The organism is Streptomyces sp. NPDC058284, assembly GCF_042881135.1.
Classification (GTDB): Bacteria; Actinomycetota; Actinomycetes; order Streptomycetales; family Streptomycetaceae; genus Streptomyces.
Genome location: NZ_JBHVYE010000002.1, coordinates 106614 through 120890 on the forward strand (window position 1 = coordinate 106614; position 14277 = coordinate 120890).

General features: G+C 72.6%; 12 protein-coding genes. 3 read left to right on the forward strand and 9 right to left on the reverse strand.

The window, feature by feature from the left end; translation table 11 throughout:
* Positions 1-22: 22 nt before the first annotated feature.
* From ACFVYR_RS03735 to ACFVYR_RS03760, 6 genes are all read right to left on the reverse strand, one after another.
* Positions 23-694, reverse strand: a complete 672-nt coding sequence (locus ACFVYR_RS03735) for an HAD family hydrolase (protein WP_384248184.1) — start codon at positions 692-694, stop codon at positions 23-25.
* A 7-nt stretch (positions 695-701) separates the two neighbouring features.
* The gene (locus ACFVYR_RS03740) at positions 702-1901 is read right to left on the reverse strand and encodes a cytochrome P450 (protein WP_384248186.1); all 1200 of its coding nucleotides are present in this window, start codon (positions 1899-1901) and stop codon (positions 702-704) included.
* A 63-nt stretch (positions 1902-1964) separates the two neighbouring features.
* Positions 1965-3548, reverse strand: coding sequence for an MmgE/PrpD family protein (locus ACFVYR_RS03745; protein ID WP_384248187.1), 1584 nt, complete (start codon positions 3546-3548; stop codon positions 1965-1967).
* Positions 3545-3862 (reverse strand): hypothetical protein, encoded by a 318-nt coding sequence (locus ACFVYR_RS03750; RefSeq protein ID WP_384248189.1) that lies wholly within the window; start codon positions 3860-3862, stop codon positions 3545-3547. The genes ACFVYR_RS03745 and ACFVYR_RS03750 overlap by 4 nt, the downstream gene beginning before the upstream one ends.
* Positions 3859-5646 carry a carbamoyltransferase gene (locus tag ACFVYR_RS03755; protein WP_384248190.1) on the reverse strand — a complete coding sequence of 596 codons (1788 nt, stop codon included), beginning with the start codon at positions 5644-5646 and terminating at the stop codon, positions 3859-3861. The genes ACFVYR_RS03750 and ACFVYR_RS03755 overlap by 4 nt, the downstream gene beginning before the upstream one ends.
* A 135-nt stretch (positions 5647-5781) precedes the next feature.
* Positions 5782-7476, reverse strand: coding sequence for a class I adenylate-forming enzyme family protein (locus tag ACFVYR_RS03760; protein ID WP_384248192.1), 1695 nt, complete (start codon positions 7474-7476; stop codon positions 5782-5784).
* A 135-nt stretch (positions 7477-7611) separates the two neighbouring features.
* Between ACFVYR_RS03760 and ACFVYR_RS03765 the strand changes: the two genes are divergently transcribed.
* Positions 7612-8184 carry a class I SAM-dependent methyltransferase gene (locus tag ACFVYR_RS03765; protein ID WP_384248193.1) on the forward strand — a complete coding sequence of 191 codons (573 nt, stop codon included), beginning with the start codon at positions 7612-7614 and terminating at the stop codon, positions 8182-8184.
* A gap of 125 nt (positions 8185-8309) precedes the next feature.
* On the forward strand, positions 8310-8993 hold the full coding sequence (locus tag ACFVYR_RS03770) for an SGNH/GDSL hydrolase family protein (protein ID WP_384248194.1): 684 nt from the start codon (positions 8310-8312) through the stop codon (positions 8991-8993).
* A gap of 96 nt (positions 8994-9089) precedes the next feature.
* On the opposite strand, the gene ACFVYR_RS03775 is transcribed toward ACFVYR_RS03770, so the two are convergent.
* Together ACFVYR_RS03775 and ACFVYR_RS03780 are read right to left on the reverse strand one after the other, a co-directional pair.
* The gene (locus ACFVYR_RS03775) at positions 9090-10727 is read right to left on the reverse strand and encodes an ABC-F family ATP-binding cassette domain-containing protein (RefSeq protein WP_384248196.1); all 1638 of its coding nucleotides are present in this window, start codon (positions 10725-10727) and stop codon (positions 9090-9092) included.
* Positions 10728-11129: 402 nt separating this feature from the next.
* Positions 11130-11582: an SRPBCC family protein gene (locus ACFVYR_RS03780; protein ID WP_384248197.1), complete on the reverse strand. Its 453-nt coding sequence runs from the start codon at positions 11580-11582 to the stop codon at positions 11130-11132.
* Between the two features lie 152 nt (positions 11583-11734).
* On the opposite strand from ACFVYR_RS03780, the gene ACFVYR_RS03785 reads away from it, so the two are divergent.
* The gene (locus ACFVYR_RS03785; RefSeq protein WP_384248199.1) at positions 11735-12688 is read left to right on the forward strand and encodes an ornithine cyclodeaminase family protein; all 954 of its coding nucleotides are present in this window, start codon (positions 11735-11737) and stop codon (positions 12686-12688) included.
* Between the two features lie 203 nt (positions 12689-12891).
* On the opposite strand, the gene ACFVYR_RS03790 is transcribed toward ACFVYR_RS03785, so the two are convergent.
* On the reverse strand, positions 12892-14211 hold the full coding sequence (locus tag ACFVYR_RS03790) for a sulfite oxidase (protein ID WP_384248201.1): 1320 nt from the start codon (positions 14209-14211) through the stop codon (positions 12892-12894).
* Between the last annotated feature and the right edge of the window lie 66 nt (positions 14212-14277).

The following is a 14277-nucleotide window of genomic DNA, read 5'->3' on the forward strand; positions in this document are numbered from 1 at the left end:
CGCCCGTGTCCTGGCCGGGCGTTCAGCGGGGCGGTGCGCCGGGAAGCCTGCGCCAGCCGCCCGCCTCGGCGTGCTGGACCAGCACCGGATCGGCGCCCACGACCACGGGGTGGCCCACGGCGCGCAGCATGTCGAGGTCGGACGCGTGGTCGCCGTACGCGTGGCAGCGGTCCCCCGGGATGCCGTGCTCCTTGAGCAGGCCGCGCACCGCGTGGGCCTTCTCCCGGCCGATCATCGTGGCGCCGAGCCTGCCGGTGTGGACACCGCCGATCGTCTCGGGGCGGGCGCAGAACACCGCGTCGGCGCCGAGCTGCTGCGCGATGGGGTCAAGGCAGGGGGCGAAGGAGCCCGAGACCAGGACGACCGTGTCGCCCCGGCGCCGGTGCTCACGCAGCGCCGCCACGCTCTCCGTCAGGAACAGGGCGCCGGAGGCAAGTTCGGCGGCGAACCAGGCACGGCCCTGTGCGGCGAGTTCGCGTGCGTCGCTGCCGCCGTAGTGGCGGTAGTAGGCGCGCGCCACGTCGGCGCGGGACGCGCCGCCCCGTGCCAGGGTACGGAGGCCGCGTACCGCCTCGTCGAAGACGGACCGCGGGTGGCCCGAGGCCCGGACGTGGTGGAGCAGGAATCCGAGCATGCTGTTCACCGAGATCAGTGTCTCGTCGACGTCGAAGAACGCGACCGCGCGCGCGGACATCACGCGATCATCCCCAGGCGACGGGGAGTTCTTCCCATCCCCCGAGCGCGGCGAAGTCCTTCCAGCGCAGTCGCTCCGGGGGCACCGCGAGCCGCAGCTCGGGGAAGCGTTCGAACAGGGCGCGCATGCCGATGGCCAGTTCGACCCTGGCGAGTCCGGCGCCGATGCAGAAGTGGGGGCCCTGTCCGAAGGCCACCTGGGTGCGGTTCTCGCGCTGGATCAGGCAGCGGTCGGGGTCGGGGTAGATCTCGGGGTCCCGGCTGGCGGTGCCGACCGAGGCGAGGACCGCCGAGCCCTCGGGGATGACGGTTCCGCCCAGTTCGACGTCGCCGGTGGTGATGCGGATGGAGGTGCCCCCGCCGGGGCCGTTGAGGCGTACGACCTCTTCCACCGCGTCGGGGTAGAGGGCGGGGTTCTCGCGCAGCAGGGCGAGTTGGTTGGGGTTGCCGAGCAGGGTGGCGGCGCCTCCGCACAGCACGGTGACCGTGGTGTCGTGGCCCGCGAGCAGCAGCAGCGCGCCGAGGCCCACGATCTCCGCCTCGGAAGGCTCGCCCTCCTCGTCGTGGATCGCCACGAGGGCGCTGATCAGGTCGTCGCCCGGGTCCTTGCGCCGCAGGACGATCAGCCGTGCGAAGTACTCCCGCATGTCCTGGTTGGCCCGGTTGATCTCTTCGGGCGGGTACTTGGTGAGGGACATGAACCGGTCCGACCAGGCGCCGAACCGGTCGTAGTCCTCGAACGGCACGCCCAGGGTGCGGCAGATGACGCGCAGGGCGAGCGGGCGCGCGTACACCTCGGCGAGGTCGCCCTCGGGCGGGCCGGTCTCCATGGCGTCGAGCAGGTCGGCGGCGACCTGCTCGACGTAGGGCCGCAGCCGCTCCACGCGCTGCGGGCTGAAGGCCCGGTTGGCGAGTCTGCGCAGCCGGGTGTGGCGCGGCGGGTCCATGGTGAGCATGCTGTCGGGATCCGGCTCGATCACCTGCGCGCGGGCGGCGCCGGGCCGGAACAGCGCCTCCCTGCTGAACCGCCGGTCCGAAAGGGCGGTGCGGACGTCGTCGTGCCGGGCCACGAACCAGGCGGGGTCGCCGGTGGCGAGGGTGATGGGGCAGACCGGCTCCTCGCGCAGCGCCCGCGCGTACACGTCGGGCGGCACGAGCGGATCGGTCCGCTTGGTCGGGTAGGTGAATCTGGGTGTGGGCTCGGACATGGTGCGATACCCCTTTCCTTCGGCGCCCGGATGCCGCGTGCGGGCCGGGCGCCTTCCCGGTTGTCAGGAGCGGTGCGGCGGGCCGGACCCGGTGAACGGGCCTGTGGTGTACGGCACTTGGGAGACGGAAGGCGCGTCGCCCGCAGGGAGCGGTTCGGACAGCGCGCGGTTCACCAGGTCGTCCAGCTCCCGCGTGCCGAGTGAGGCGATGTCCTCGAGTCCGTCGATCACGTCGGCCGAGTTGCCGGACCGGGTGAGCTTCTCCCTGGCGAGCACCCGGTGGGTGTCCCTCGTGGCGGGGCCTGCCGATCCCCGCGGCCGCTCGCGGGACGCGGTGAGCACCCGGCCGTCGCGCAGGGTGACCCGCAGCCGGGCGCCGACGGCCTTGTCGGCCTCCTGGAACGTGTCGCTCGGAGGTCCGCCGACCGCCGCGGCCACCGCGCCGTCCCCCGTGAAGTCGGCGAGCCACCGCGTCCCGCGCTCCCCGGCCTGGCGCAGCGCCTCGCCCAACGGGGCGGTGGCCCGCAGGACTTCGCGGCTCAGACCGGCGTCGTACTCCAGGCGGACCCGGTCCGCGAGGGACCAGCGCCGCGGCTCCGCGGTCGCCGGTTCGGCGAGGTCGAAGGGGGTGACGGAGCCGGTGAGCAGCGCGGTGGCGACGTTGTAGGCGACGCAGACGTTGAGCGCCATGATCGCCGATCGTTCGCGGTCGAGGTAGGCGGCGCCTTCGTCGTCCATGGCGATGGCCAGCCGGGGCGCGGATACCACGATCTCCTCGATCGACTCCGCTTCCTCCGGGGTCAGTCGGGCGTGCAGTTCTTCGGCGCAGTCGACGGCCGCGTCGACGTACGCGCCGGCCGGGCGCATCTTGAACGTGAGGGTCTCGGTGTGCCAGCGCGTGCCGAGACCGGCCGTGACGACCTCCGGGGACGGCACGTGGGAGAACCTGGCGAGCAGGCCGCCGGGGTGTTCCAGGATGTCGTGCGCGCCCCGCAGTCCCGCGTCGGCGGCGTCACAGGCGTCGAGGGCGGTCCGTACCGGAAACGCGGCCGAGAGGACCTTGGCCTCGCTGCCGAGGAGGGCGCGCCGCAAGGGCCACGGCGGCATGGCGAGCGCGAGCCCCCACGCGTCGACCCACCGCGTGGGCGGCGCCCCGGCCCCCCTCATCCGGCCCGCCACGGCGCCCACGAGCTGGGTGTAGGAGGTGCCCTGGCCGCGCAGCGGGCCCAGCGCGCCCGCGGCGGTGACCCGGGCTGCGCACTCGTTCGCGGCGACGACCGCGGTCAGCAGGGCCCGCCCGTCGAGGCGCTGCCGCCGCCGGAAGGCCAGCGGGACGCCCACGGAGGCGTGCGTGACGTGGCCCGCGTACATGCTGTCCTCGTAGTAGAGGCACGAGGACAGCGCGGCGAGGACCTGGGCCGCGCGGGCGGGATCGTGGGCGAGCGGTGAGCCGAAGGCCCGTACCAGCTTGGTGCCGAGCGGATGGGCCAGGCTCGCCCGTACCACCGCGAGATGCGACATGACCTGGCTGACCGCGTACCGCTCGATGCGTTCGGGCAGGTCGTGGTGGTGCAGGCGGGCCGCCCAGTCGGCGAGCCGCCGGGTAAGGGTGGCCCCCGGGCCGTGGGTCGGTTCCGGCGCGCTCATGCGTCGCCCCGGCGCGGGCCCCGCCGCCGGTCCTCGATGGATCTGACAGCGCACGTCGCGGCGAGGACCGAGGCACGGGCCGCGCCGAGCGCCTCGCGCGCGGCGACGGACAGGAACTCGTCGGCCGGTGCCCGCCGGGCCCGCTCGGCGGTCCTGGTGAGCTGGAGCGCGCATTCGACGGAGGCGATGCACGCCGCCTCCAGCGGGCTGGGGCGGCCTGCCCCGCGGGTCAGCTCGGACAGCACGGCCTCCAGGAGCGGGCCGACCGGCCGGGGGGCCGGCCGCTTCGGCCGCGCCGTGTCGAGGTCCGTCACTTCTTGACGACCAGGAAGCGCCCGAGGACCAGGTAGTCGATCTCGGTGTGGAGGAAGCAGCCGAGCGCGTCGGCCGGCGAGCAGACGATCGGTTCACCCGCGACGTTGAACGACGTGTTCACCAGGCACGGCACGCCGGTCAGCGCGGTGAACCTCTCCAGGAGCTCCGCCAGCTTCGGGTTGGACTCCGGCGTGACGGTCTGCGCCCGGGAGGTGCCGTCCACATGTGTGGCGCCCGGGATGACGTCGTGGAACTCGGGGCGTACGGGGAAGACGAACGTCATGTACGGCGACGTCTTCTTCCTGCCCATCTCGAAGACCCGGGGCGCCTCGGATTCCAGGACGACCGGGGCGAAGGGCCGGAACGGCTCCCGGTGCTTGACGCGGGTGTTGATGATGTCCTTGATGTCGGCGAAGCCTGGGTTGGCGAGGATGCTGCGGTTGCCCAGGGCCCGCGGGCCGTACTCCGTGCGGCCCTGGAACCAGCCGACGACGGTCTTCTCGCTGAGCAGCTTGGCGGTCTGCTCGGCCACCGACTCCTCGTCGAGCTCGGTCCACTCGACGTCGTCGGCGCGTGCGGAGAGCGCGGCGCGTATCTGCTCGTCGTCGTAGGAGGGGCCCAGGTACGGGGTGGCGGGGGCCGTGCGGGAGCGGCCGCCGAGCCGGCCCGCGTAGACGGCGGCGCCGATCGCCACGCCCGGGTCGCTCGCGCCGAAGCTGACGTGGATGTCGGTGAAGCGGGTGCTCTCCAGGAGCTTGGCGTTGTTCACGCAGTTGAGCGCGAGGCCGCCCTCGTAGATCAGCCGGGTCAGGTCGGTGCCGTCCTCCAGGGCGCGCAGTTGGTGGGCCGTGACGACCTCGACCATCTGCTGCGCGGCGGCGGCCACCCGGGCGCGGTACTCCCTCTCCTCGCGGCACCGTTCGTCGCCGCCGAAGATCCGGTCGAGGAGGGGGTAGTAGCCGCGGGTGCCGCTCGGGTCGTTGGCGAGGGCGAGGGTGTAGCGGCCGTCCTCGTGCAGTTCGACCACGTGGCGCAGGAGGGGGTTGTCCGAGGCGGTGGGGGGCGGGGCGAAGGCCGCAAGGCCCATCACCTTGTACTCGTCGTTGTTGGGCATGAAGCCGAGGTAGCGGGTGATCTCGCCGAAGAGCAGGGCGAGCGAGTGGTTGACGCCGATGGCCGACTTCTCGAAGAGCCGGATGTCGCCGCCGCGCACCTCACCCATGACGGAGGAAAGACGCTCGGCGCGGCCGTCGCTCACCAGGAAGGCCGCGTCCCGCTCGCCGGACAGGTAGTAGCCGCACATCAGGTGGGCCAGGTGGTGCGGGACGGGGACGAGTTTCTCCGCGGGCAGGTCGTAGCCGGTACGCCGCTTGAAGTCGGCGTGCACCGCGTCCTTGCCGACCAGTCCGCCGTAGAGCTCGCCGAACCGCCTGAGCCGGTCGAACTTCTGCTCCACGGTCAGGCCGCTGTCGCCGATGTCCTTGATCATCGCGTTCACGACGTCGGAGGAGAAGGACCAGGGGAACGCGACGACGTCGACCTGGTCCAGGCGCACGTCGGCGGTGTTCAGGCACCACCGCAGCGAGTTCGCGGGGAAGTCGGACGTCTTCTTCTCCCGGTTCAGCCGCTCCTCCTCGACGGCCGCCACCAGTTCCCCGTCCACGGACAGCGCGACGGCCGCGTCATGGCCCAGGATGCTGTGCCGGTCGATTCCGGTCGCCCCGTACAACCGGCCGAACATGTCGGCGCCGTCGGTAAAACCGTTGTAGCCAAGGACAATCACACCGGACTCCTCTGGTGGCTGGGTGGCGCGCCGTGAGCGGGACTGGGTGTGCTGCCCCGGCCCCATCGTTCAGTGCCCGGCTGGAACGGCTCTGAGATCCGGCTGAGACGGACGCCTCAGCCGCGGGCCGCCGCGTCACGTCCAGTGGCCACGGCCCGCTCCCGCCGTGTCCCCGATCAGCTGCTCGCGGAGCAGGACGCGGCGTACCTTCCAGGTGGCGGTGCGGGGGAACGCGTCCCAGCGGATGTGCAGCGGCTCGGCGAGCGCCGGCAGTCCTGCCGTGGCACTGCGCCACCGCGCCGGCTCCACGGGGATGTCGCGCCGCGTGCTGTAGACGGGCTGCGGGAGGCCGTCCCGTACGGACAGCACGATGACTTCGGTGGTGTCGGGCAGCCGGTCGAGGAGGAGGTCCTCGATCTCCAGGGCGCTCGAACCGGGGATGCGGTCCACCTCCCTGTCGATCAGGCGTACCGCGCCCCAGCGGTTGACCACCGCCAGGTCGCCGAGGTTCCACCAGCCGTCCTGCCGTTTGCGGTCGTGCCGTTCGTGCTCCCCGACATAGGTCAGGCAGCGTCCCGGGGCCGAGAACTGGATCAGACCCACCTCGCCGCGCGGCACCTCCTCGCCCGTCACGGGGTCCACGGCCCGCAGCCTGCCGAAGCGGGGCACCGGCCAGCCCAGCATCTGGGTCGGGGCGGGCCGGTGGCCGCGCCGCCGCACCGTTCTGCGGGTGTAGGGCCGGACCGCCACGGCGCCCGCCTCGGTCTGGCTCCAGGACTGGATCCACACCGGGAACCTGCGGTCGGTGGCGGCGAGGAAGGCGCGGACGGTACGGGCGTGGATCGCGTCGAAGGAACTCACGAAGACGCGGACCCTGCGGAAGGGCCTGCCCGGGTCCCTGCTGAGCTCCTCCCAGGCGAGGAACGCGTTGGGCAGGGTCTCCACCAGGGTGGGGGCGTGGCGCACGAGCAGCTCGCGCAGGCGCGGCCCCCGCGGGTCGGACAGCATCAGGAGCTTCGAGCCGACCGTGGTCAGCGGCAGCAGGCCGGTGACGACGCGCTGGTGCGAGTACGGCTGGCAGAAGGCCACGGTGTCGTCGGCGCGCAGCCCGAAGACCGGCCAGCGCTCGGCCTCCACCAGCGCCAGGGAGTAGAGGGAGGCGGCCGAGTGCAGCACCAGTTTGGGTACGCCCGTGGTGCCCGAGGTGTGGGTGATGACCATGGGCTCCCCGTACGCCCGCAGCTGTCGCGCGGGCGCGGGGCCGCGGTCGAGGCGGCCGAAGTCGAGCACGTCCGTGCGGCCGGCGGGCGCTCCGTCCACGCTCGCGGCCCGCTCGGTGAGTTCGGCGAGGGCCTCCGCGTCGAACTCCTTCGCCTCCAGGACCCGGCGTTCGGTCACCAGGTAGGGGCGCTCAAGGCGGGCGAGGAGCACCGTGAGGACTTCCGGGGCGTGGGTGTCGGAGATCAGCGCGGGTATGGCGCCTATGCGCGCGGCGGCGGAGGCCAGCAGCGAGATGTCCAGGTGGTTGCTCTTGACGACCGCGACCCGGTCCCATTCCCGTACGCCCATCGCCCGCAGCCGCGCCGCCAGGTCGTCGACCAGTGCGGTCCACTGCCGGTAGGTGCGCTCCAGCGGTCCTTCCGGGTCCACGTCGGGGGCGCGGTCCACGATCACGCGCTGCTCCGGGTGGTTGCGCGCGGCCAGGTGCCACATCTCGCCGATGCGTCCGGTGGCGGGCACCCGGGAGAAGGGGAAGAGCCTGCGCCGGAAGCGGGTGGGGGCGAAGTCCACGAGGAAGCGGGGTCGGGAGGCGGTCGCGTGGGTGGGCATGCACGTCCCCAGGTGTCGGTCGGATGGGGCCCGGCCTCGCGTGCCGGGCCCACCGCAACGTAGGCCGGGCCGCTGACGGCGCGCTGGCGCGGCGGTGTCAGCGGACGGCTGCACGCCGGGAGTTAGCTTCGGCGCATGCCGATGAACAGGGCGCACCGAGTGCTGTGCGGTTCACGCACGTGGGCGGGCTTCACCGAGCGGCGGCTGCTGCCGTGGGCGCTGGAAGGGGTCGAACTGGGCGAGGACGTACTGGAGTTGGGCCCGGGATACGGCGCCAATCTCCGGGTCCTGGTGGAGCGTGTGCCGCGCCTCACCGCTCTGGAGATCAACGGGGCGACCACGCGCCTGCTCCGACGCGACTGGGGCGACCGGGCCCGGATCGTGCTCGGGGACGCCACCGCGATGCCGCTGCCCGACGCCGGTTTCTCCGCCGTCGTGTGCTTCACGATGCTGCATCACGTGCCGACCGTCGCGCTCCAGGACCGGCTGTTCGCGGAGGCCTTCCGGGTGCTGCGGCCGGGCGGGGTGCTCGCCGGCAGCGACAGCCAGCCGACCCTGCCGTTCCGGCTGCTGCACCTCGGGGACACCATGAACGTCGTCCGGCCCGCAAGCCTCTCGGAGCGGCTCACCGCGGCCGGGTTCGGGGAGGCCGTCGTGGAGCGGGATCACCGCGGTCACCAGCTCCGCTTCCGCGCGCACAAGAAGTGACGCGCCGTGGGGGCCACCGCGCGGGCGCCGCGATGATGTCGGATTTCCGCCAGCGGGCGGCCTGCCCGAGGGCCATCGTTGACGGGGGACGCATGACTGTGCGCGAGGAAGGGACCGTCCGGACCATGGAAACCACTGGTGTGACCGAGAGCAATGATCCCTATGTGCTGTCACCGGCCGGGGCGGCGGAGCTGCTGCGGGGCGCTCCCTGGTCCAGGCTGGTGATCGTCGGCGACAGTGTCGCCTCGGGGATCAGCGAGCCGCGCCACGGCTACCGCTCGCAGCCCTGGTCAAGCCCGGTGATCGCGGCGCTGCGCACGGCGCGCCCGGATCTGGAGACCCTCAATCTCGGCGTACGCGACCTGCTGACGTCGCAGGTCCGCGAGACGCAGCTGCAGCCCGCGCTCGACTTCGGACCCGATCTGGTGATCGCGCTGTGCGGGGGCAACGACGGCCTGCGCAAGGTCTTCGACCCGGACGCCGCGGAGAGCGAACTCGAAGCGCTGTTCACGCCCCTGCGCAAGGCGGCGGGCACCCTGGTGACGTCCGGCTTCTTCGACATCATCGGCAACCCCCACTTCGACGAGCGCTACCGCGGCGTCGCCCGCGAGCGCCTCGCCGTCCTGTCGCAGCGCATGCGGGCGGTCTCCGAGCGCCTCGACGCGGTCTACGTCGACATGCAGAGCCATCCGACGGGCCGCGAGGAGTCGGTCTGGAGCAGCGACGGCATCCATCTCAACGCCCGCGGCCAGGCGGTCCTCGGCACCGAGATCATTCGCGCGCTGAGCACGCGGCTGGTGCAGGGCTGAGGGGCCGGGCCGCGGGCGCGTGCCGCCCGGCGCTGTCCTGGGTGTCGCATCGGGCGACACCCGGGCTCTCGGCGCGGGCAAGGTCGCCGCGGTGGTTCAGTCATCGGGGGCCCCGGTCTCCGCGAGCTCGCCCCCGGACAGTCGCAGCCACCGGCTCACACCGATCTCGCGCAGGAACCGCTCGTCGTGGCTGACGACCACGAAGGCGCCCCGGTAGGAGTTCAGGGCGCTCTCCAACTGCTCCACGCCGACCAGGTCGAGGTTGTTCGTCGGCTCGTCGAGGAGCAGCAGGTGCGGGGCCGGTTCCGCGCACAGTACGCAGGCCAGCGTGGCGCGCAGCCGTTCGCCGCCGGAGAGCACGCCGACGGGCAGATGGGCACGCGCGCCCCGGAAGAGGAAGCGGGCGAGCAGGTTCATCCGCTCGGCCTCGGGCCGCTCCGGGGCGTGGTCGGCGAAGTTCTCGGCGACCGTCCGCTCGACGTCCAGCAGGTCGAGCCGCTGCGACAGATGGGCGACGCGGCCGTCGGCCCGCTTGATCACGCCCTCGTACCCCGCCGTCGGATCGCCGTTGAGCAGCCGCAGCAGCGTGCTCTTGCCCGCGCCGTTGGGACCGGTCAGCGCGATGCGCTCGGGGCCACGGATCGTCAGGTCGACGCCCTGGCCCGCGAACACCTCCTTGCCCCCGAGCCGGACCCGCAGCCGCTCCCCGAGGAACAGGGTGCGTCCTGCGGGCACTTGGGTGTCCGGCAGGTCGATCGTGATGCGCTGCTCCTCGCGGAGCGCACGCCCGGCCTCGTCCAGCCGGGCCTGCGCATCGCCGACCCGGCCCGCGTGCAGCCGGCCAGCACGGCCCGCCGACTCCTGCGCGCCGCGCTTCATGTTGCCGGCGAAGATGCGGGGCAGACCGGCGCTCTTGAGGTTGCGGGCGGCATTGCTCTGCCGGCGCTCCGCGCGCTCGCGGGCCTGCCGCATCTCCCGCTTCTCGCGCTTGAGTTGCTGTTCGGCATTGCGGACGTTGTTCTCGGCGGCTTCCTGCTCGGCCCTGACGGCCTCCTCGTACTCGGTGAAGTTCCCGCCGTAGAAGCGCAGTTCGCCGCCGTCGAGTTCGGCGACGCGTTCCATGCGGTCGAGCAGCGCACGGTCGTGGCTGACCAGGAAGAGACAGCCGGTGAATTCCTCGAGCGCGGCATAGAGGTGGTGTCGCGCGTCCAGGTCGAGGTTGTTGGTGGGTTCGTCGAGCAGCAGGACGTCGGGCCGCCTCAGCAACTCGGCGGCGAGGCCGAGGGAGATGACCTGGCCGCCGCTGAGGGTGTGCAGGCGCCGGCCCAGGGTGAGGTCGGCGAGGCCGAGGCGGTCGAGCTGGGCGCGGGTGCGTTCCTCGATGTCCCAGTCGTCGCCGATGGCGGTGAAGTGCTTCTCGTCGACGTCCCCGGACTCCACGGCGTCGATGGCCCGGATGATCGCGGCGACGCCCAGCACCTCGGCGACGGTGAGGTCACCGGTCAGCGGGAGGCTCTGCGGGAGGTAGCCGAGGGAGCCGGCCACGGAGAGCGACCCGGAACGGGGCCGCAGCTCACCGGCGACGAGCTTGAGCAGTGTGCTCTTGCCTGCGCCGTTGGGGGCGACGAGAGCGGTACGGCCGGAGCCGACGGTGAAGGACAGGTCCTGGAAGACGGGGGTGTCGTCGGGCCAGGCGAAGGACAGGTTGGAGCACACAATGGACGCTTCGGGCATGGTGGTGACCTTGCGGACGGGGGGCAGGCAAGACATTTCTGCCCCTGCGGCAGACAGCGGAGGACGGCACGACAGCGAGACCACATCGGCGGCGCTTCCACGCGCCTGCCGGTGGCCTGCCGGGTCCGGGCATCACCCGGAGATGTCGTCGTCCACCACCATGTCCGGGCTCCTCGTCACATGTTCGAAGTCGCCTCCACGTTAACCGACACGGGACGCGTTCGGCCTACGATTTTCCGCGGCCCGTCCCGCCGCGAGACGGTCGAGGCCCGATGTGCACACGGACACCGCCGAAGGACGCCTGCTCCGCGCGCTCGCGGCGGCGCCCACCAGTGGTCCGTATGAGGACCGTGGGGCGCCGCCGCTGGGCGTCACCAGGGATCTCGCGTCGGGCTCCGGGAACTACACCTGGCCACGCCAGGCGCCGGTCTCCACGCCGTCGCGCTTTTCGATGAACTTCTTGAACCGGCCCAGGTCCCCGGTGACCTGCCGCTTCACGAAGCCGAGCTTGTCGCCGACCGTCTCGGCCAGACCCTCAGGGTCGTACTCCATCTGCAGCATGACCTTGGTCCGCGAGTCGTCCAGGCGGTGGAAGGTGACGACACCGGCCTGCTTGGCCTGCCCCTCGACCGTGGTCCAGGCCACCCGCTCGTCCGGGATCTGCTCGGTGATCGCGGCGTCGAACTCCCGCTCCACACCATCGATCTTCGTCACCCAGTGGGTGAGCTTGTCGGTGCGCTGTTCGATCCGCTGCACGCCTTCCATGAACTCGGGGAACGTCTCGAACTGGGTCCACTGGTTGTACGCCGCGCGGACCGGCACGTTGACTTCGATGGACTCTTCGACTTGCGACACGGATGACACCTTTCCTCGTGAACTCGTCCGGCCCCTTCTCCGCCGGGGCCGGGCAGTGCACCTTTGCCTTCCCCCCGCGAGTGCCCGGGACGTCCGCCTTCACTCCCGCCGCACCGCGGATCCGTCACATCACCCGCACGACAAGGACCCGTATGAGCACACCGGCCCCCTCCCCCGCCACGCCCCACATCGACGCCGCCACCATGGCCCGGCTCGTCCCCATGTCCGCCGCCGTCGACGCGCTGGAGGCCGTCATCACCGCCGGGCTCGACCCCGCTGCGGAGCCGCCCCGCTCCGTCGTGGACGTACCCGGCGGCCAGTTGCTCCTGATGCCGTCGGCCACGGCCTCGTACACCGGCGTGAAGGCGGTCACGGTCACGCCGGGCAACGCCGAGCGCGCTCTGCCCCGCGTCCAGGGGCTGTACCTGCTCCTGGACGGCGTGACCCATGCGCCGCTGGCCCTGCTGGACGGGATCGCGCTGACGTCGCTGCGTACTCCCGCGGTGTCCGGCGTGGCCGTCGGGCGGCTCGCGGTTCCCGACGCCGAGCGGCTGGTCGTCTTCGGGACGGGGCCGCAGGCGTGGGGACACGTCGAGGCGGTGCGTGCGGTACGTCCCGCGCTGCGCCACGTCGACGTGGTGGCGCGGCACACCGGCCGGGTGGCCGCCTTCGTCGACCGCTGCCGCGCGGCCGGCCTCCCGGCGTCCCCCACGACGGCGGACGCCGTGGCCCGGGCCGACGTGGTCTGCTGCTGCACCACGGCGCGTGAGCCGCTGTTCGACAGCTCCCTGCTGCCCGCCCACGCGACGGTCGCCGCGGTCGGCTCGCACGAGCCGGACGCCCGCGAGGTGGACGCCCGCCTCGTGGGGCGCGCCACCGTGGTGGCGGAGTCGCGCGAGGTGGCGGAGCGGGAGTGCGGCGACCTGGTCCTCGCGGTCGCCGAGGGCGCCTTCGCCATGGAGCGCCTGCACACGCTGGACGCCCTGGTCAGGGGCGAGGTGAAGCCGGTGGAGGGGCGGCCCCGGCTGTTCAAGTCGGCGGGGATGGCCTGGGAGGACCTGGCGGTGGCGGCCGCCGTGTACGAGGGGTGGGCGGCCACCGGGTGAGGGCCCCTCAGAGCCTGTGTCATATCCCCGGTCGGATCAGTGGGCGTCGTCTGGTGCGTGCGATCGCAAGGCGCCGGGAAGTCCTCGGTGGGGGTCCCCCCGGGCCGTTCAGGCCTGGGGGAGGAGCTACTAGGGCTTTTCGGCAACGCGGCGAGCGTGCGTGCCAGGCGGCGACCACCCGGCCGGGGATATGACACAGGCTCTCAGGCTCCCACCGTCACCGCGTGCCGCACGACCGCGTCGAACAGGTAGCCCTGCGTGTTGTGGACGGTGGTCTCGGGCTGGGTGCGGCCCGTGGAGTCCGTGGCGCGGGAGAGGAGTTCGGCGGGGCCGGGCTCGCCGGGGGTCCACCGCGTCGACCAGCGTGTCCATGAGCCGGGGTGCGAGCGGTCGTGCAGGCGGGCCGGTCGCCAGGAGGCGCCGCCGTCCGTGCTGACCTCGACCTTGGTGATCGCGCCCGTGGCGGACCAGGCGCGGCCGGTGAGCCGGTGCCGGGTGTGTGCGGACAGCGGCGCGTTCCAGGGGAGTTCGAAGGCCGACTTGAGGGTCTGGTGGGTCAGCGGGGCGCTGCCGCCCGGCGGGTACGCGTCGCCGTAGAGCCGGTAGAAGTCGGTGTTCCAGGGCGAGTAGAGGGGCGTGGTGGAGACCTCGATGTCGCCCAGCCACTTGATCGAGGAGATACCCACCCAGGACGGGGCGAGGAGGCGGACCGGGTGCCCGTGGTCGGCGGGGAGGGGCTCGCCGTTCATCTCGTACGCGAGGATGACGTCGTCCAGGGCCTTGGAGACCGGCATGGGGCGCCGCACGCGGCCGTAGTTCGTGCCGTTCGGCGTGACGTACTCGTCGTCGAGGCCGCGCGGCATGACGTCCACCGCGCGGTGCGAGAGGCCCGCCCTGCGCAGGACGTCGGCGAGGCGTACGCCGCGCCAGCGGGCCGCGCCGATCGCGCCCATGGTCCACGGCGTGCCCGAAACGGACTGGCCCTGCTGGGTCTTGAAGAAGTTCCTGGCGTTGCCCGCGCACTCGACGAACGCCGTACGGGTCACCGGGGGAAGGCTCTTCAGCTCCGCGAGGCCGAACTGCCGTGCTGCGCCGGTGAGTCCGTCGCCCCAGACGTTCAGCCGCCAGGTCCGCGCGTCGACGCGCGGCGTCGTCGTGTGGTTGCGGACGAAGAAGTGGGAGACGGGGGTGAGGTGGCCGGTGTCCGCGAGGGACTCGAAGCGGGTCTCCGCGTTGGTGCCGTGCAGGATGAACCGCTCCGGCGGGAGCGGCTTCACGATGCCGTCCCCCACGGCACGCGACCGGGGCTGCCCGTCCGTCGCACCGCCCGCCTCGTCCGCTACGTCCGCCGCGCTCGCCGTGGCCGGTGCCAGCGCGGCCGGTACGGCGGAGACGAGGCCCACGGTGGCCGCGAGCCGCAGGAGGTCCCGGCGGCCCACCCCCTCTGCGCGGGCCTCCCCGGCCAGCCACTGGTGCAGTCTGTGCCGGTCGTACGCCGATTCCGAGTCCGAAATTCTTGTCATGGCCACACGCTAGGAGGCCTTGGGGCCCCCTGTCGGGGGAACGCCCCGATCTTCACCGTCGCGAAA

Coding starts and splice junctions, on each gene's coding strand:
- ACFVYR_RS03785 (WP_384248199.1), top strand. CDS start 11,735: ATGAGCACACCGGCCCCCTCCCCCGCCACGCCCCACATCGACGCCGCC.
- ACFVYR_RS03745 (WP_384248187.1), bottom strand. CDS start 3,548: ATGAGCGCGCCGGAACCGACCCACGGCCCGGGGGCCACCCTTACCCGG.
- ACFVYR_RS03760 (WP_384248192.1), bottom strand. CDS start 7,476: ATGCCCACCCACGCGACCGCCTCCCGACCCCGCTTCCTCGTGGACTTC.
- ACFVYR_RS03790 (WP_384248201.1), bottom strand. CDS start 14,211: ATGACAAGAATTTCGGACTCGGAATCGGCGTACGACCGGCACAGACTG.
- ACFVYR_RS03735 (WP_384248184.1), bottom strand. CDS start 694: ATGTCCGCGCGCGCGGTCGCGTTCTTCGACGTCGACGAGACACTGATC.
- ACFVYR_RS03740 (WP_384248186.1), bottom strand. CDS start 1,901: ATGTCCGAGCCCACACCCAGATTCACCTACCCGACCAAGCGGACCGAT.
- ACFVYR_RS03775 (WP_384248196.1), bottom strand. CDS start 10,727: ATGCCCGAAGCGTCCATTGTGTGCTCCAACCTGTCCTTCGCCTGGCCC.
- ACFVYR_RS03770 (WP_384248194.1), top strand. CDS start 8,310: ATGGAAACCACTGGTGTGACCGAGAGCAATGATCCCTATGTGCTGTCA.
- ACFVYR_RS03765 (WP_384248193.1), top strand. CDS start 7,612: ATGCCGATGAACAGGGCGCACCGAGTGCTGTGCGGTTCACGCACGTGG.